Consider the following 16,252-nt stretch of genomic DNA (forward strand, 5'->3'; position numbering starts at 1 on the left):
CCTAACCTCTTCATTCCCCGGGGTGGGGATATTGCTGCTGAAATCCTTGGGAGGAGATAGGAATGGCGCTTTTCGATATGACGCGACGTACGGGCCTTGCGCTCGGTTTCGGTGCGCTTGCGGCCCTTGCCGTCGGCGCGTCTGCCACTGCTGCGGATTTTCCCGATCGCGCGATCACCATGGTCGTGCCCTTCGCGGCCGGCGGCTCGACCGATGTCGTCGCCCGCATCGTCGCGCAGAAGATGTCGGAGGATCTCGGCCAGCAGGTGATCGTCCAGAACGTCGCCGGTGCCGGCGGCAATCTCGGCGCCGGTAACGTCGCCCGCGCTGAACCGGACGGCTACACCATCCTGATGGGCACGGTCGCGACCCACGCCCTCAATCCGCTGATCCTGAAATCGACGCCATATGACGCCGAAAAGGATTTCGCACCGATCTCGCTGCTCGTCGTCGTGCCGAACGTGCTCGTCGTCAATCCGGAACTGCCGGCAAAGACCGTGCAGGAGCTGGTCGCGCTGCTGAAGGCCGAGCCCGACAAATACAGCTATGCCTCGTCGGGCAACGGCACGCCGTTGCATCTTTCCGGCGAACTCTTCAAGTCCATGGCGGGCGTCAGCATGCAGCACATTCCCTATAAGGGCGCCGGTCCGGCATTGAACGACGTCATCGGCAACCAGGTGCCGATCATGTTCGACAACCTGCCCTCCTCGTCGAGCCACATCAAGGCTGGCACTCTGCGGGCGCTGGCGGTGACCACGGCCGAGCGCGCGCCCTCCTTCCCCGACGTCCCGACCGTCGCCGAGTCAGGCATTCCAGGTTACGAGACCTACACCTGGAACGCCCTTTTCGCCCCGGCCAAGACGCCGAGCGAGGTGGTGATGCGCCTTAACGCCTCGGCCAAGAAAGCGCTCGCCGACCCTGCCGTGGCGGAACGGATGAAGGAATTCAGCGCCACCATCGTCGGCTCGACGCCGGAGGAACTCGCCGCCCATGTGAAGGCCGAACTCGCCAAATGGGGACCGGTCGTCAAGGGCGCAAACATCCAGATGGAGTGATGCCGAAAAGTGTGAGCGGATTCCGGATGACATCATGCTCTATTCTCTAATTGAGAACAGGATTCAGATGTTGGGCCGACCCGGCCTAAAATCATCCTGTTCTCGGGGCATAGCCGCCGGCGCCCTCATTCGCTTGCGTCCAATGGAAACGGTGACAATTGGACGCTAAGCAACCCAATCCTGATTAAGGCAGTGGAAAAGCTCGCCATTTTGATCTAGCCTCCCGATGCTGATGATTGCAATCCAGCGTTTCGGGAGACATCCATGTATAAATTCGAAGTTTATAAGGATAAGGCCGGCGAGTTCCGCTTCCGCTTCAAGGCATCGAACGGGGAAACCATGTTCCTGTCCGAAGGCTACAAGGCAAAGGCGTCCGCCGTGAGTGCCATCGAATCCATCAAGAAGAACACGCCAAGCGCCGAGGTCGTCGACCAGACGAAGGCCGAGTCTTGAGCAGACCGGCAGCGGCGGCGTGATTGCCGCCCTGCCCTTTCGCGCCCCTGAGCAGCGCCGGCGCCCTTGAGCCCGGCCCGCGTGCGATTTCGGCGCCATTTTTCTTTTTCGCATATTTTTTTTAAAACCATGTCGAAACGACCGGTGGCCGCGCCTCATTGTTTCGGAACGGCCGCGCCGCTCCGCCGGGCTTTACGGTTTTCGGGATCTCGATCCCCGCTATCGGCATGCCCGGATCAACGCAACAACGAGATCAGGAGTTTCCATGCAATATGCTCTCATCATTCGCGAAGCCGCCGAGGATTTCGCTCGCCGCAGCGATCCCGCCTATCGCGACGGCTGGGTCGCCTACAGCCAGGCGCTCGCCCAAGCAGGGATCATGACCGGTGGCGCCGGGCTGACCGGCCCGGAGACCGGCACGATCGTGCGCCGCAAAGGCGAGGAACACGATGTTCAGGACGGCCCCTATCCGGACGGCAAGGAACAGCTCGGCGGCTTCTATCTGATCGACGTCCCCGACATCGACACCGCGCTCGAATGGGCCACCCGCGTTCCGATCTCCGACAAGGGTTCGGTCGAGGTGCGCCCGCGCCTGCAGATGTGAGGCGGTCATGCCGCCCGATGCCGGACGCGCTGCCGAAAAGGTGGCGCGTCAGTCCTACGGCAAGCTGATCGCCTTCCTCGCTGCCCGCTCGCGCGACGTTCCGGCGGCAGAGGATGCATTGTCGGAAGCGCTGGCTTCGGCCCTTCGCGTCTGGCCGGAGCGCGGCATTCCCGGCAATCCGGAAGCCTGGCTGCTGGTGGCCGCCCGCCGCAACCTCATGCAGGCGGCCCGCCACCGCACCGTCGAGGTCAATGCGCAAACGACGATATCGGTCGCCTTCGAGGAGGCGGAGGAACGCATGAACGAGGCCGGCAGCGCCGTCTTTCCCGATGAGCGGCTCAAGCTGCTCTTCGCCTGCACCCATCCCGCCATCGACAGCTCCGTGCATACGGCGCTGATGCTGCAGACCGTTCTCGGCATCGAGGCAAAGACCATCGCCCGATCGTTCGTCGTCTCACCGGAGGCGATGAGCCAGCGGCTGGTGCGAGCCAAGGTGAAGATCCGCGATGCCGGCATTCCCTTCGCCGTTCCGCCTCGCACCGCCTTGCCCGGGCGGCTCGCGGCGGTGCTTTCGGCGATCTACGCGGCTTACGGTCTTGGCTGGGACGGTCTCGACGGCGAGGAAGAGCGCCATTCACTCGCCGGCGAGGCGATCTGGCTCGGCCGTGCGCTTCTGGCGGTGCTGCCGGACGAGCCGGAAGCGATCGGCCTGCTCTCGCTGATGCTCCACTGCGAAGCCCGCCGCAGCGCCCGGCGCGACGATAGCGGCCGATATGTGCCGCTGGACGAGCAGGACGCGGCCGCGTGGAACGCGATCATGATTGCCGAGGCGGATGCACTGCTGCGCAAAGCCGGCGGCTTCGACCGTTTCGGCCCCTTCCAGTGCCAGGCGGCGATCCAGTCGGTGCATGCGGCGCGCCGGCTGTCGGGAACGACCGACTGGCAGGCGCTGACGACACTCTACGCGGCGCTGGTGATGATGAAGCCGACGCTGGGTGCGCATGTCAGCCAGGCTGCGGTGATCGGCAGGGCCTTGAGCGCCGCTGCCGGCCTTGAGCGGCTCGACAAGCTCGATCCGCGCGACATCGCAAGCTACCAGCCCTACTGGGCGGTGCGTGCTTTTCTCCTGACCCAGACCGGCGATGATACCGCAGCAGCCGATGCCTATATGACAGCGATCGGCCTCAGCGACAGCCCCGCCGTGCGCGATTTTCTTGCCGGCCGACTAAAGGAAGCGCGGCAGGCGATATCAAGTTAATCACTTCTCGGTCAGCTTCAGCTCGATGCGGCGGTTGGTGGAGCGCGCATCCGGCGTGTCGCCCGGGGCGATTGGCTGGAACTCGCCGAAGCCGGCCGCAACCAGCCGGTCGGCCGGCACGCCCTGTGCGATCAGGAACTTGACGACCGAAATCGCACGCGCCGAGGAGAGTTCCCAATTGTCGCGATAGCGGCCCGTTCCGCCAAGCGGCACATTGTCGGTATGGCCGTCGACGCGCAGCACCCAATTGATCTCGGGTGGGATTTCCTTGGCGAGATCGAGAAGGGCGGCGGCGAGCTTCGCCATCTCGGTCTGCCCCTCCGGGTTGAGATCGGCGCCGCCCGAGGGAAACAGCACTTCCGACTGAAAGACGAACCGGTCGCCGACGATGCGGATATTCTCGCGGTCCGAAAGGATCTCGCGCAACCGGCCGAAGAAGTCGGACCGGTAGCGGTTCAGCTCCTGCACGCGCGCGGCGAGCGCCACGTTGAGGCGGCTGCCGAGATCGGCGATCTTGGTCTGCGAGACCCGGTCTTTCTGCTCCGACGCCTGAAGGGCTGCTTCGACGGCGGCGATCTGGCTGCGAAGCGCTGCTATCTGCTGGTTCAGCAGTTCGACCTGGCTGAGCGCCCGTTCGCTCACCTGCTTCTGCTCGTCGAGCTCCTGCGTCATCGAGCCGATCCGCTTCTGCGCCGCATCCTGACCGCCCGAACCGGCATTCAGCAGCGCCTGCAGCCGCGAACGGTCGCCTTCGGCACTGGCAAGCGAGGCCTGCAGATTGGCGACAGAATCCTGGAGATCCTGGTTGCTGCCCTTTTCGAGCGCCAGAAGCTGCGTCAGCTCGTTGATCTGGCTGTTGAGGCGATTGAGCACCTCATCGCGTCCGGTGATCTCGCGGCTGAGGATGAACTGCCCGACGACGAAGACCGTCAGCAGGAACATGACGGAGATGAGCAGCGTCGACAGCGCGTCGACGAAGCCTGGCCAATAATCCACCGTGCGTTCGCGGCGCCGGTTGCGGGCAAGAGCCATGGCTTACTTGCCCTCACTCTTTTCCGACTGGCTGGCGCGGTCGCGTAAACGCTCGCCCCTCTCGCCTGCACGCTCCTGCACGCCGATGCGTTCGGCAAGCCGGTCGAGCGTGCGGCGCATCGCCTTGGCCTCGTCCTGCTGTGCCTCGATCCAGTCGCGCAGCATCTGCTGCTCGTTGCGCATGTTCTTGACGAGACCCTGAATACCTTCGGCAAGGCTCGCCATGGCGGCGACGGAGCGCTGGCTGCCGGCACCACCCTCTTCGGAGACCTTGCGCAGATAATCGGAGAGCGCGCGCATGTCGTCCGAGGAAGCGCCGGAAACGGCCTCGAGAGCCGGGGCAAGATCGGAGCCGACATCCGTGACCGAGGACAGCCAGTTTTCCAGCTCCATGTAGAAGCGGTTCTGCGCGCGGCCCGCCTGCAGGTCGAGGAAACCGAGAATGAGCGAACCGGAAAGGCCGAGCAGCGAGGAGGAGAAGGCCTGGCCCATGCCCGAAAGCGGCGTGGAAAGCCCTTCCTTCAGCGCCGAGAGCACGTCTCCGGTGCCGTTCGAGCCGGCATCGAGCGACTGGATGACGATGCTGATCGAACTGATGGTGCCGATGAGGCCCCAGAAGGTGCCGAGCAGGCCGAGGAAGACCAGGAGGCCGATCAGGTAGCGGGAAACGTCGCGCGATTCGTCGAGGCGGGTGGCGATCGAATCGAGGATCGAGCGCAGCGCCGTCGTCGACAGCGCCACTGAGGACTTGCGGCTGCCGAGCAGCGCCCGCATTGGCGCAAGCAGCCGCGGATTGCGGTTGACCTTGTCGGCGCTGCCGGCGGCGCGGAACGAATTGAACCAGCGCACTTCGGGGCGAAGCGCCAGTACATGGTTGAAAACAAGGATGATTCCGACTGCGAGAACGCCGACAATCAGGCCGTTGAGGCCCGGATTATGCATGAAGGCGGTCTGCGTCTGGCGGAAGAGGATGGCGGCGATAAAACCGACGATGACGAGGAAGAGCAGCATCGTCCAGAGGAAGGGCATGGGGCTCGAAAGCCTGTTGGCATAAGTGCCCGCCGTCTTTTCGGTGGAGCCGATCTCCGCCACATTCACATTTTCCATAGGTTACGCAGCCTCCGGATTCCCTGCTGGCGGAGACTAGAACAACATTGTGCCGAATTGAAGTATGCCGGGGCGAAAACCGTGACTTTACAACAGCCAGATTTTCCTTCGGTCACTTGGCGGGAACCGGCCGCTTGACGACTTCGATCAGCGCCTTGTGGATGATCTCGTTGCCGGCGACGATTGTGCCGCTCTCCAGCATCGTTGCGCCACCGTCCCAGTCGGTGGCGAAACCGCCGGCTTCGCGGATGAGCAGGATGCCAGCCGCCATGTCCCAGGGCGCAAGCTCCGCTTCCCAGAAACCGTCGAAACGCCCGGCCGCGACATAGGCAAGATCAAGCGTCGGCGAGCCCAGCCGCCGGATGCCCGCCACTTCGCCCATCACGTGGCGAAGCTCGACCAGGAACTTGCCGTGATTGCGCTTGCCGAGCGCCGGCACGCCACAGCCGATGACGCAATCCGACAGCGCCCGGCGCGCGGCGACGCGCAGGCGTCGGTCGTTGAGGAAGGCGCCGCCGCCGCGCTCGGCGGTATAAAGCTCGTCGGTCGCCGGATTGAAGACGACGGCGGCAACGATCTCGCCATTGCGTTCGAGCGCGATCGAGACAGCGAAGGCCGGGATGCCGTGCAAAAAGTTCGTCGTGCCGTCGAGCGGGTCGACGATCCAGCGATGCGCGCCGTCGGTGCCCTTGATTTCCTCGCTTTCCTCGCCGAGGAAGCCATAGGTCGGACGCGCCTTGAGCAGCTCTTCCCTGACGATCTTTTCGGCCTTGCGGTCGGCGGTGGAAACGAAATCGCCCGGTCCCTTCACGGAAACCTGCAGGTTCTGCACTTCGCCGAAATCACGTCCCAGCGACTTTCCTGCCTTGAGGGCAGCCTGAACCATGACATTGAGAAGAGCTGAACGGGCCATCGGCGCATTTTTCCTTGGGACTGATACGGGGCGCGCGCGCTGCCAGGGGCGGGAAGTGTCCCTGAACATGCATGACAGGCAGCGCTGCGAAGATTGGCGGCCTCAAGACCACAAAATCAGGGAAATTTCAAGGGGAGGCACGCATGGCTGCCCTGCGGCGCCAGAAACCATTAATTTGATTATGGACAGATCAGTCCAATAAGAGTAGAAGCCTCGCCATGGCACGACACAAGGAATTCGATCGCGACACCGCCCTTCATGCCGCCATCGGCGTATTTTCCGAGCACGGCTATGAAGGCACGTCGACCGAGGAATTGCTGACGGCGATGAAGATCAGCCGGCAAAGCATGTACGACACCTTCGGCGACAAGCGCGGTCTCTATCTGGAATCGCTGAAGCGTTACAATGTGGAGAGCATCGACAAGATCATCGCCGATCTTCGCCGCGAAGGCCGGCCGATCGAGGCGCTGGAAGGTGCTCTCGTCGCCTTCGCCTCGCGTCCCGCTGCGGAGGCACGGCGCGGCTGCCTCGGTGTCAGCGCCATCTGTGAATTCGGCCGCACCGATGCCGAGGTCGCAGCTCTTACCGACAGCGCCGGCCACGCGCTTCACGCGGCGATCGAGAGCCTTCTCGGTGAGGCTCGCAGGACCGGAGATCTCGCAACAGATATCGATATCGCCGACGCCATTCCGTTTCTCGGCGTTGCCCTGTCGGGCATGAAAGTCAGTGCCCGAAACGGTGCCCCACCCGCGACGCTTCGCGGTATCGCACGTATGGCAATCAGAAGTCTCCGCTGACGAGAAAAACTCCGAGCTGACTTCTCCACGAGTAATTCTAGACTGATCGATCCAAAAATAGAAGGAAATCTGCATGTCTCAACCTCTTTCCACCAAGATCGCCCTCATTACCGGCGGCGCGCGCGGCATCGGTGCCGCTATCGTCCGAAGGCTCGCCGCTGATGGCGCCGCCGTCGCCTTCACCTATGCCAGCTCAGAGCACAAGGCGAAGGCAATCGTCGCCGAGCTGGAGGCTGCCGGCGGCAGGGCGCTGGCGATCCGGGCCGACAGTGCCGATACGAAAGCCGTACAGGATGCCGTCGCGCTGACAGCCGAGACCTTTGGCGGTCTCGACATTCTCGTCAGCAATGCCGGCATTCTTATCCTCAACCCGCTCGACGACTATTCGCTCGAGGATTTCGATCGCATGTTCGCCGTTAATGTCCGCGCTGCATTCGTCGGCATCCAGGCAGCGGCACGACACATGAAGGAGGGCGGCCGCGTCATCACCATCGGCAGCGTCACCGCCGATCGCAGCGGCTTTCCGACCTCCGCGGTCTACAGCATGACGAAGGGCGCGATCGCCTCGATGACCCGCGGCCTCGCCCGCGATCTCGGCCCACGCGGTATCACCGTCAACAACATCCAGCCCGGCCCGACGGCGACCGACATGAACCCCAATGAGGACGATCATGAGCGCCTCAAGCCGCTGATGGCGCTTGGCCGCCTGGGTGAGGACCGCGAGATCGCCGGCCTCGCCGCCTATCTCGCCAGTGCCGAGGCCGCCTTCGTTACCGGCGCCAGCCTGACGATCGATGGCGGTTATCTCGCCTGAATGCAGAACCTAGAGGGCTACAATAAAAGCCGGCGGCATCCTGCGATACCGCCGGCTTCAATCCGGTCCAGTTCAAACAGGTCCTAAAACTTCTGCTGCGTGATCAGCACTTCGCGGGCGATCTGGTCGAGCGGCAGGACACGGTCGACGCCGCCCTTGGCGATCGCCTCCTTCGGCATGCCGAAAACAACCGAACTCGCCTCGTCCTGCGCCACCGTGTAGGCGCCGGCCTGACGCATTTCCAGCATGCCGCGCGCGCCGTCGTCGCCCATGCCGGTCATGATGATCCCCATCGCGTTCGCGCCGGCCGAGCGCGCCGCCGAGCGGAAGAGCACGTCGACGGAGGGCCGGTGTCGCGACACCAGCGGCCCGGTCTTGACGCTGACATAGTAGCGCGCACCCTGGCGTTCGAGCAGCATGTGCCTGTCGCCTGGCGCGATCAGCACATGGCCGCGCAACACCGGATCGCCATCGACGGCTTCCTTGACCTCGACCTCGCAGAGCCCGTTCAGCCGCTTGGCGAAGGCGGCGGTGAATTTCTCCGGCATATGCTGGACGATCACCATGCCAGGCGCATTGGCCGGCAACTCCTCGAGGAACTCACGCAGCGCTTCGGTGCCGCCGGTGGAAGCGCCGACGCAGACGACCATCTCCGTCGTCTTCGCCATGGCCCGCCCCGTCGGTGGCGGCAGCATCACATCCGCCGTCAGCTTCTTGGCCGGCCCCTCCACTGAGGCGGAGCGAATGGTTCCGGCGGCGCGGCGCACGTTGGAAAGCCGTGCATGCGAGGCGCTCTTGACGACTTCGCGAATGCGCATCGCATCGTCGGAAAGGCTGTCGGCGGCGCCGATCTTCGATTTCAAAATGACGTCGACGGCGCCGGCCTCCAGCGCCTGGAGCAGCGTTTCCGAACCCGCTTCCGTCAACGACGAACACATCACGACAGGGATCGGCCGCTGCGACATCAGCTTGCGCAGGAAGGTGATGCCATCCATGCGCGGCATCTCGACGTCGAGCGTGATGACATCGGGGATCTCCTCCTGCAGCTTCCGCGCCGCCATGAAGGGGTCGGATGCGACCGCCATGATCTCGATATCGGGATCCTGCTCCAGCACATGGGTCAGCGTCTGGCGGATGCTGGCGGAATCGTCGATGATGAGAACGCGGATTTTCTTAGCCATGAGTGCCCCTAATGCATGCCGTCCAGAAGTGCGCAGCGGTTTTGGGATGACGCGATGCGCTTTAGATACGCTGAAACACCGTATTCGAGACCTGCTTCAACGGCAGATCGAAGCCGGTGATCGATTCGGAATGGCCGATAAACATGTAGCCGCCCTTCGCCAGGCAATCACAGAGGCGGTTGAGAACACCGGCCTGAGTCTGCTTGTCGAAGTAGATTAGCACGTTGCGGCAGAAGATGACGTGCATCGGCTCGCCGATCGCGTATTTCTCGTCCATCAGGTTCATACGGGCAAAACCGATCTTGCTGCGCAGTTTCGGCGTGATGCGCACCTCCCGCCGACCCGGCTGCTTGGCCGTCAGCACGTATTTGCGCTGCAGGTCGCGCGGCACGGGTGCGATCAAGTCTTCCGGATAGATGCCGCGGCGCGCCGTCTGCAGCACGTCGGTGGAAAGATCGGTCGCCAGCACGGTGTAGGAGACGTCGTTGCGGCCTTCGGCGAATTCCGCCAGCACCATCGCCATCGTGTAGGGTTCCGCCCCCGTCGAGCAGGCCGAACTCCAGGTGCGGATGGTCCGCACGCCGCTGTTGGCGATCGCCGGCAACGCCACGCTCTGCAGATAGTCGAAATGCTTGGCTTCGCGGAAGAAGTCGGTCTTATTCGTCGTCACCACATCGATCAGGTAGACGGTTTCCTGGTCGAGGCCGTCGTGATTGAACAGGAAGTCGCAATAATCGTCGAATGTCGCGTGGTTGGTTGCGCGAAGGCGGCGCCTCAGCCGCCCTTCGAGCATCGTCAGCTTGGTCGGCGGCATCTTGATGCCGCTATAATCGTAGATGAACCGGGCAAGCTTGTCGAAGTTGCGCTTGCTGATCCGGTCTCCCGGCAATTGGGTTTCCACCGCTGCTGCCATACTCATAGAATGCAGTACTCCGAGTTGATGCGCGGGTCAGGCCGCCGATTGCAGTGCCGAGGCGTCCTCGCGCGACAGCAACCGTGCAAGATCGATGATGACGACGAAACCGTTTTCGCGACGAACGACGCCGGCGATATAGTCCGAACGCCAACGCACGCCGATATCAGGCGCCGCCTCGATCTGCTCGCGCCGAAACGGCGTGACCTCGAAGACGCGGTCGGCAACGAGGCCAAGCGTCAGCAGCCGGCTTTCCATCGGCACGTCGAGGACGAGCACGCGCGTGTGCGGCGTCGGCACGGTCTTCGTCATGCCGAGCTTCAGGCGAAGATCTATCGTCGGCACGCCCTGCCCGCGCACATCGCGCAGGCCGAGCAGATAGTCAGGACCATTCGGAATCTTGAAAGCTTCCGCATAGTCGAGGATTTCCCTTACGACCTCAACCGGCACGGCGAAAATCTCCTCGCCGAGGCTGAAGGTCACGAATTGCGCTTCCAGAGATGTCGTGGCCATGATCATGCGCTTTCCTTGAACTCGGCGTCCCCACTATCGGGACCACCCATCGAGAGATCGAGAGCGAAGCCTTTCGCCCGCGCCTGCTGGCCGGCAACGCTGTTGGCAGCCGGCTTCTTGGACATAGGCTTACGGCCGGCGGGAGCCGCGCTGCGGACCGTGACCTTGGCGGCCGGCACGCGATGCTGGCGATTGCTTGCCGTATCGACCTTGAAGAAGGCAATCGAGGCTTGCAGTTCTTCCGCTTGGGTCGCGAGCTCTTCCGAGGTCGCAGACATCTGCTCGGAAGCGCCGGCATTCTGTTGCGTCACCTTGTCGAGCTGTTGGATCGCTTCGTTGATCTGCGAAGCGCCGACATCCTGTTCGCGGCAGGCCGCGCTGATCTCGGAAACCAGTTCCGCCGTCTTGCGGATATCGGGCACCAGCCGCCCGAGCATGTCGCCGGCTTCCTGAGCCGCTTTGACCGTATCGCCCGACATCGAGCTGATTTCGGCAGCCGCCGACTGGCTGCGTTCGGCAAGCTTGCGCACTTCCGAGGCGACGACCGCAAAACCCTTGCCGTGCTCGCCCGCACGAGCGGCTTCGACGGCGGCGTTGAGGGCCAGCAGATCGGTCTGGCGGGCGATCTCCTGGACGATGCCAATCTTCTCGGCGATGGTCCGCATCGCCTGTACGGCGCGTGTCACCGCGTCACCGCTGGCTTCCGCATCCTTGGCCGACTGCCGGGCGATCTTTTCCGTCTGGGCAGCGTTATCGGCGTTCTGCTTGATGTTGGCGGCCATCTCTTCCATCGAAGCGGAAGCCTCTTCGGCCGACGCAGCCTGTTCGGTGGCGCCTTGCGACACTTGCTCGGAGCTCGAGGACAGTTCCTGGCTGCCGGCCGAAACATTTTCTGCGGCTGCGACCGCGTCGGAGACGACGCCACGCAGACGCTCGACCATCTGTTCGAGCGCAATGCCGAGCATGTCCTTCTCCGAAAGCGGCTTCGGAGAAACCGTCAGATCGCCGTTCGAGATCTCGTTGGCGATCGTCGCAGTGCTGCGTAGGTTGGCCGTCATCCGGCTCATCGAATGGACGAGATCGCGGATTTCGTCGTTGCTCTTGTGCTCGATGTTCTGTTCGAGGTCGCCGATGCTAACGGCATCGGCAAGATTGACGGCGCGCTTCAGGCCGCGCGAGATATTGAGCAGGATCCAGATCGCGGCCGCCGACGAGACGATGATCAGGCCGATCGTCATCATGACCAGCAGATTGCGCGAGTGCGCATACTGGTCGTTGGTGGCGGCGTCGGTTTCGGCGACGTTGCCGGTCACCGTGTCGTTCAGTTTGGTGAGAATCCCGAGCAGTTGGGTCGTCACCTGCTGACCTTCGCCCATCGAAATGACGCCGGCCTGGGCGTTGGATTCGGTGGTGTTCTGCTTGGCGAGATCGGCGACACGATCCTGCAGCGCCGTCCATTTGCCGTAGAGTTCGCCGAATTGTGCCATGCCGGACTTGATCTCCGGATCGTCCGAGGCGGCAAGGCGACCCTGGAGCGTCTTGATGAGCTCTCGCTGCTGCGAGATCTCTTCGACATAGCCGGTGATCTTGTCGGTGTCGGTATTGATGATCGCATCCTTTTCAGCGCGAATGGAACGCATCACGGCATCGGAAAGATCGCTGGAATCACGCAAGTTGGCGACCGGACCGGCGACCATGATCGAGATCTCGTTGTTCAGCGACGAGAGATTATAGATCGAAAGACCGGCCATCGCACAGGTCAGGAGAACGATGAAACCGAACACTAGGCTCAGTTTGAATTTGATTGTGAAGCGCATTTCAAACCCCCGTTAGTAGCGCGGCGGATATTCCGCCAGATCGCACATCGTGCCGTCGTAAAAACGCTTCATGCGTCACCAGCGGAGCCGGCATGACCAAGTGCGTCCATGCACCGGTTCAATCAAGGGCCGCTGCCCACAGCGGCCCCCGCTGCTGCACCGGAAAAGCCCTATGCGCTTTCACGGAACTCGTCATCGGTCGTATCGGGACCGCCCATCGACATATCGAGGGCAAAGCCCTTTACGCGAGCCTGCTGGCCGACGACCGTATTGGCCGGCGCCTTGCTGACCGGTTTGCGCGGTGCGGCCTGAACCCGGCTGCGGGCGGTGAGTTTTGTAGCCGGTGCGCGCTCGCGGCGCCCGCCGGCCATATCTACCTTGAAGAAGGCGATCGATGTCTGCAGTTCTTCCGCCTGGGAGGCCAGTTCCTCGGAGGTTGCCGACATCTGCTCGGAAGCACCGGCATTCTGTTGCGTCACCTTGTCGAGCTGCTGGATCGCTTCATTGATCTGCGCAGCCCCGATATCCTGCTCGCGGCAGGCGGCACTGATCTCGGAAACCAGCTCCGCTGTCTTGCGGATGTCGGGCACCAGCCGGCCGAGCATGTCGCCCGCCTCCTGGGCGGCCGTCACGGTATCGCTCGACATAGAGCTGATTTCGGCAGCCGCCGACTGGCTGCGCTCGGCAAGCTTGCGCACCTCCGAGGCGACCACCGCGAAACCCTTGCCGTGTTCACCGGCGCGTGCTGCTTCCACAGCCGCATTGAGAGCCAAGAGATCGGTCTGGCGAGCGATTTCCTGGACGATGCCGATCTTCTGGGCGATCGTCCGCATGGCGTCGACCGCACGGGAGACGGCTTCGCCGCTGGCTTCCGCATCCTTGGCCGACTGCCGGGCGATCTTTTCCGTCTGAGCGGCATTATCGGCGTTCTGCTTGATGTTGGAAGCCATCTCTTCCATCGAGGCCGAGGCCTCTTCGGCGGAAGCCGCCTGTTCCGTGGCGCCCTGCGACACCTGCTCCGAGCTTGCCGAAAGTTCCTGGCTGCCGGAAGAGACGTTCTCGGCGGCGGAGATCGCATCGGCGACGACGCCACGCAGGCGCTCGACCTTCTGGTTGAGGTCGCCGATTGCGACGGCGTTTGCGACGGTCGTAATCTTCCGCAGACCGTTGTTGATGCCGAGCGTGATCCACAGTGCAGCGCCGAGAGCCACGAGCACGGCGATGCCGGAAGCGGTGCCGAGGATCAGCTTCGTCGAGTTGTAAAGATCCGTGTTCGCCTGATCGGTCGCCTTCATGCCCTTGCGCTGGATCTCGATGAGTGCGGCAATCGCATCACCCATGTCGTTGGTCATCGTGCGCAGGTCACCGAGCGACAGCGCCAGTGCACCGGCTTGATCTCCCCTGGCGTCAAGCTGCTGCAGTTCGGCGGATCTGTCGCGAAATTTCGCACCGATCGTCTGCAGCTTTTCCCAATAGGGCTTGCCTTCAGGCGAAGCAATGGCGTGGCCGGCGTCGACGGCATCGAACATCGCCTGCAAGTTCTGGTCGGCTTCCTTGTAGAAACCGGCAGCCGCGTCGGGTTCCGTGGAAAGCAGAGCGTTCTTCTGAGCGCGGATGGCGTTGACTTCGGCAATATTGGCGTTCAGCGCCAGTTCCAGGCGGCGCATCGGGCCGTCGATCATATTGCCGCTTGCCTCGTTCAAGGTGCCGAGGCTGAGGCTTCCATAAACCGCGATGCCGATCAGCAGCAGCGTCATGATGCCGAAGGCAAGACCCAGTTTGAGTTTAATGGTGAAACGCATGTGATACCCCCGATTTGCAGTCAAAACGAATGGAGAGAGACATGTCCCCTTGGCGGGACGTCGAGCTTGGAAGTGATGTGTTGAAACGGGGAAAAGCGACTACATTCACTTCCCGGCAGCCGGACATCTATCCATCGCAGCGCCAACGCCTACATGCGTTGGGGGTATTCCCTCCTCGGGCCGCCGGAGCAGCCCGAGGGATCACATTGAGGCGAAGCGCTCGGGCGCTTTCCCTGGGAGAGCTTGGTCTCTCCCAGGGGAGAGTTTATGCGCTCTCCCTAAAGTCGTCGTCGCTGGCGTCTGGACCGCCCATCGACATATCGAGAGCAAAGCCTTTGAGACGTTGCTGCTGAGCCGAAACCGTCTGGCCACGGCCTTGGCCGCTGGCCTGCGGGGCGGGCTTGCGGACAGCGGCCTGGGCCTTGATTACTTTGGCCGAAGCTTTTGGCTGCGCCTTGTGGGCAGCGGACCGCGCGCTGCCTGCCGTATCGACCTTGAAGAAGGCGATCGACGTCTGCAGCTCTTCGGCCTGGGAGGCGAGCTCCTCGGAGGTTGCCGACATCTGCTCGGAGGCGCCGGCATTCTGCTGCGTCACCTTGTCGAGCTGCTGGATCGCTTCGTTGATCTGCGAGGCGCCGACATCCTGTTCGCGGCAGGCAGCACTGATCTCGGAAACCAGTTCCGCCGTCTTGCGGATGTCGGGCACCAGCCGGCCGAGCATGTCGCCGGCATCGGCGGCAGCCTTGACCGTATCGCTCGACATCGAGCTGATTTCGGCAGCGGCCGACTGGCTGCGTTCGGCAAGCTTGCGCACCTCGGAGGCAACGACCGCAAAACCCTTGCCATGTTCACCGGCACGAGCGGCTTCAACGGCAGCGTTCAGAGCCAGCAGATCGGTCTGGCGGGCGATTTCCTGGACGATGCCGATCTTCTGGGCAATCGTGCGCATGGCGTCGACAGCACGCGTCACCGCTTCACCACTCATCTCCGCGTCCTTGGCCGATTGGCGGGCGATCTTTTCGGTCTGGGCGGCGTTATCGGCGTTCTGCTTGATGTTGGCGGCCATCTGTTCCATCGAGGCGGAAGCCTCTTCGGCCGACGCGGCCTGTTCGGTTGCGCCCTGCGATACCTGTTCCGAACTCGCCGAAAGTTCCTGGCTGCCGGAAGAGACGTTGTCGGCGGCCGACAGTGCGTCGGCAACGACGCCGCGCAGGCGTTCGATCATAGTATTGACGTTGCCCAGAAGTTCGCCGATTTCGTCATGGCTGGTGATGTCGGCCATCTTCGTCAGATCGCCGTCCGACACTTCGCGCACCACCATATTGGCACGGCCGAGGCCCTTGCTGATCGTACTGGCGATCCAGAACGCGGTGACGGCAGCAATCAGCAGGGCGACGGCGGCGACCGCAACCATCGTTGTGCGCGTCGCCGTGTACTGCGCTTCGGCGCCGTCGTTGGCAGCCTTCATACGCTGCTTTTCAAGTGCCAGGATTTCGCTGAGCGTCGAGTCGATGTCGTTGGCAGCGACCCGCGCCGTCGTGACGGAAACGGCATTCGCGCCTTCGGCATTGCCGGCCTTCATATATTCCCGGATCTGATCGTCGGCTGCCGTGAAGGTCTTGGAAAGTTCGGCGATGCGCGCCCAGCGCGCCTTGCCTTCTTCCGTGGCCAGCTCCAACACCTGGTTGAAGGCGTCGGTGAAGTCCTTGCGGGCCTGATTGCCCTTCGCGATTGCGCCGGCCGTCTCCTCGGCGGTGCGGGCGGTGAGCAGATTCTTCTGCTGGCGGATCTCCTCAAGCTGGGCAATGTTGATCTGCTGCGCCAGATCGAGGCGGGCTGCCGGGCCGGCGAGAAGCTTATCGATCGTGTCGTTCAGCGATCCAAGGCTGAAGATACCGTAAGCGGCGGTGCCTACGAGCATCAGAATGATGAAGGTGAACGCGGTCACCAGTTTCGTCTTTATTGTCAGTCGCATTGTCCAAACCCCTCGTTG

15 protein-coding genes are annotated in these 16,252 nt (G+C 62.9%); 6 read left to right on the forward strand and 9 right to left on the reverse strand.

Features of this window, described 5'->3' with window-relative positions:
• Positions 1 to 62 precede the first annotated feature (62 nt).
• From B5P46_RS16320 to B5P46_RS16340, 4 genes are all read left to right on the forward strand, one after another.
• Positions 63 to 1,055, forward strand: coding sequence for a Bug family tripartite tricarboxylate transporter substrate binding protein (locus B5P46_RS16320; protein WP_129419562.1), 993 nt, complete (start codon positions 63 to 65; stop codon positions 1,053 to 1,055).
• 264 nt (positions 1,056 to 1,319) lie between these two features.
• On the forward strand, positions 1,320 to 1,508 hold the full coding sequence (locus B5P46_RS16330; RefSeq protein WP_064651210.1) for a YegP family protein: 189 nt from the start codon (positions 1,320 to 1,322) through the stop codon (positions 1,506 to 1,508).
• Between the two features lie 265 nt (positions 1,509 to 1,773).
• Positions 1,774 to 2,112 carry a YciI family protein gene (locus B5P46_RS16335; protein ID WP_129419563.1) on the forward strand — a complete coding sequence of 113 codons (339 nt, stop codon included), beginning with the start codon at positions 1,774 to 1,776 and terminating at the stop codon, positions 2,110 to 2,112.
• Positions 2,113 to 2,119: 7 nt separating this feature from the next.
• The gene (locus tag B5P46_RS16340; protein WP_129419564.1) at positions 2,120 to 3,370 is read left to right on the forward strand and encodes an RNA polymerase sigma factor; all 1,251 of its coding nucleotides are present in this window, start codon (positions 2,120 to 2,122) and stop codon (positions 3,368 to 3,370) included.
• Here the strand turns inward: B5P46_RS16340 and B5P46_RS16345 are convergent, their stop codons facing one another.
• The 3 genes from B5P46_RS16345 to B5P46_RS16355 form a co-directional block, all read right to left on the reverse strand.
• Complete coding sequence (locus tag B5P46_RS16345; RefSeq protein WP_129419565.1) at positions 3,371 to 4,402, reverse strand: peptidoglycan -binding protein; 1,032 nt, start codon at positions 4,400 to 4,402, stop codon at positions 3,371 to 3,373. It abuts the gene before it with no gap.
• A 3-nt stretch (positions 4,403 to 4,405) separates the two neighbouring features.
• Positions 4,406 to 5,509, reverse strand: coding sequence for a MotA/TolQ/ExbB proton channel family protein (locus tag B5P46_RS16350; RefSeq protein WP_129419566.1), 1,104 nt, complete (start codon positions 5,507 to 5,509; stop codon positions 4,406 to 4,408).
• 112 nt (positions 5,510 to 5,621) lie between these two features.
• Positions 5,622 to 6,422: an inositol monophosphatase family protein gene (locus tag B5P46_RS16355; RefSeq protein WP_129419567.1), complete on the reverse strand. Its 801-nt coding sequence runs from the start codon at positions 6,420 to 6,422 to the stop codon at positions 5,622 to 5,624.
• 218 nt (positions 6,423 to 6,640) lie between these two features.
• Here B5P46_RS16355 and B5P46_RS16360 point away from each other — a divergent pair, with 218 nt between their 5' ends.
• Together B5P46_RS16360 and B5P46_RS16365 are read left to right on the forward strand one after the other, a co-directional pair.
• Complete coding sequence (locus B5P46_RS16360) at positions 6,641 to 7,219, forward strand: TetR/AcrR family transcriptional regulator (RefSeq protein WP_129419568.1); 579 nt, start codon at positions 6,641 to 6,643, stop codon at positions 7,217 to 7,219.
• A 73-nt stretch (positions 7,220 to 7,292) separates the two neighbouring features.
• The gene (locus B5P46_RS16365; RefSeq protein WP_129419569.1) at positions 7,293 to 8,033 is read left to right on the forward strand and encodes a 3-oxoacyl-ACP reductase family protein; all 741 of its coding nucleotides are present in this window, start codon (positions 7,293 to 7,295) and stop codon (positions 8,031 to 8,033) included.
• Positions 8,034 to 8,116: 83 nt separating this feature from the next.
• Here the strand turns inward: B5P46_RS16365 and B5P46_RS16370 are convergent, their stop codons facing one another.
• The 6 genes from B5P46_RS16370 to B5P46_RS16395 form a co-directional block, all read right to left on the reverse strand.
• Positions 8,117 to 9,214, reverse strand: coding sequence for a protein-glutamate methylesterase/protein-glutamine glutaminase (locus tag B5P46_RS16370; RefSeq protein WP_129419570.1), 1,098 nt, complete (start codon positions 9,212 to 9,214; stop codon positions 8,117 to 8,119).
• Between the two features lie 61 nt (positions 9,215 to 9,275).
• Complete coding sequence (locus B5P46_RS16375) at positions 9,276 to 10,133, reverse strand: CheR family methyltransferase (RefSeq protein ID WP_129419571.1); 858 nt, start codon at positions 10,131 to 10,133, stop codon at positions 9,276 to 9,278.
• 30 nt (positions 10,134 to 10,163) lie between these two features.
• Complete coding sequence (locus B5P46_RS16380; protein ID WP_018072866.1) at positions 10,164 to 10,646, reverse strand: chemotaxis protein CheW; 483 nt, start codon at positions 10,644 to 10,646, stop codon at positions 10,164 to 10,166.
• On the reverse strand, positions 10,643 to 12,457 hold the full coding sequence (locus B5P46_RS16385; RefSeq protein WP_129419572.1) for a methyl-accepting chemotaxis protein: 1,815 nt from the start codon (positions 12,455 to 12,457) through the stop codon (positions 10,643 to 10,645). The genes B5P46_RS16380 and B5P46_RS16385 overlap by 4 nt, the downstream gene beginning before the upstream one ends.
• Positions 12,458 to 12,627: 170 nt before the next feature.
• Positions 12,628 to 14,259 (reverse strand): methyl-accepting chemotaxis protein, encoded by a 1,632-nt coding sequence (locus B5P46_RS16390; protein WP_129419573.1) that lies wholly within the window; start codon positions 14,257 to 14,259, stop codon positions 12,628 to 12,630.
• A gap of 265 nt (positions 14,260 to 14,524) precedes the next feature.
• Positions 14,525 to 16,234 (reverse strand): methyl-accepting chemotaxis protein, encoded by a 1,710-nt coding sequence (locus B5P46_RS16395; RefSeq protein ID WP_129419574.1) that lies wholly within the window; start codon positions 16,232 to 16,234, stop codon positions 14,525 to 14,527.
• Positions 16,235 to 16,252: the final 18 nt, after the last annotated feature.

The organism is Rhizobium leguminosarum (genome assembly GCF_004123835.1).
GTDB classification, from domain to species: domain Bacteria; phylum Pseudomonadota; class Alphaproteobacteria; order Rhizobiales; family Rhizobiaceae; genus Rhizobium; species Rhizobium leguminosarum_M.

What these genes read in the sequence shown, in the direction of transcription:
- B5P46_RS16395 (WP_129419574.1), bottom strand. Translation starts at nt 16,234, where the DNA reads ATGCGACTGACAATAAAGACGAAACTGGTGACCGCGTTCACCTTCATC.
- B5P46_RS16360 (WP_129419568.1), top strand. Translation starts at nt 6,641, where the DNA reads ATGGCACGACACAAGGAATTCGATCGCGACACCGCCCTTCATGCCGCC.
- B5P46_RS16350 (WP_129419566.1), bottom strand. Translation starts at nt 5,509, where the DNA reads ATGGAAAATGTGAATGTGGCGGAGATCGGCTCCACCGAAAAGACGGCG.
- B5P46_RS16385 (WP_129419572.1), bottom strand. Translation starts at nt 12,457, where the DNA reads ATGCGCTTCACAATCAAATTCAAACTGAGCCTAGTGTTCGGTTTCATC.
- B5P46_RS16370 (WP_129419570.1), bottom strand. Translation starts at nt 9,214, where the DNA reads ATGGCTAAGAAAATCCGCGTTCTCATCATCGACGATTCCGCCAGCATC.
- B5P46_RS16340 (WP_129419564.1), top strand. Translation starts at nt 2,120, where the DNA reads ATGCCGCCCGATGCCGGACGCGCTGCCGAAAAGGTGGCGCGTCAGTCC.
- B5P46_RS16355 (WP_129419567.1), bottom strand. Translation starts at nt 6,422, where the DNA reads ATGGCCCGTTCAGCTCTTCTCAATGTCATGGTTCAGGCTGCCCTCAAG.
- B5P46_RS16345 (WP_129419565.1), bottom strand. Translation starts at nt 4,402, where the DNA reads ATGGCTCTTGCCCGCAACCGGCGCCGCGAACGCACGGTGGATTATTGG.
- B5P46_RS16335 (WP_129419563.1), top strand. Translation starts at nt 1,774, where the DNA reads ATGCAATATGCTCTCATCATTCGCGAAGCCGCCGAGGATTTCGCTCGC.
- B5P46_RS16330 (WP_064651210.1), top strand. Translation starts at nt 1,320, where the DNA reads ATGTATAAATTCGAAGTTTATAAGGATAAGGCCGGCGAGTTCCGCTTC.
- B5P46_RS16375 (WP_129419571.1), bottom strand. Translation starts at nt 10,133, where the DNA reads ATGAGTATGGCAGCAGCGGTGGAAACCCAATTGCCGGGAGACCGGATC.
- B5P46_RS16390 (WP_129419573.1), bottom strand. Translation starts at nt 14,259, where the DNA reads ATGCGTTTCACCATTAAACTCAAACTGGGTCTTGCCTTCGGCATCATG.
- B5P46_RS16365 (WP_129419569.1), top strand. Translation starts at nt 7,293, where the DNA reads ATGTCTCAACCTCTTTCCACCAAGATCGCCCTCATTACCGGCGGCGCG.
- B5P46_RS16380 (WP_018072866.1), bottom strand. Translation starts at nt 10,646, where the DNA reads ATGATCATGGCCACGACATCTCTGGAAGCGCAATTCGTGACCTTCAGC.
- B5P46_RS16320 (WP_129419562.1), top strand. Translation starts at nt 63, where the DNA reads ATGGCGCTTTTCGATATGACGCGACGTACGGGCCTTGCGCTCGGTTTC.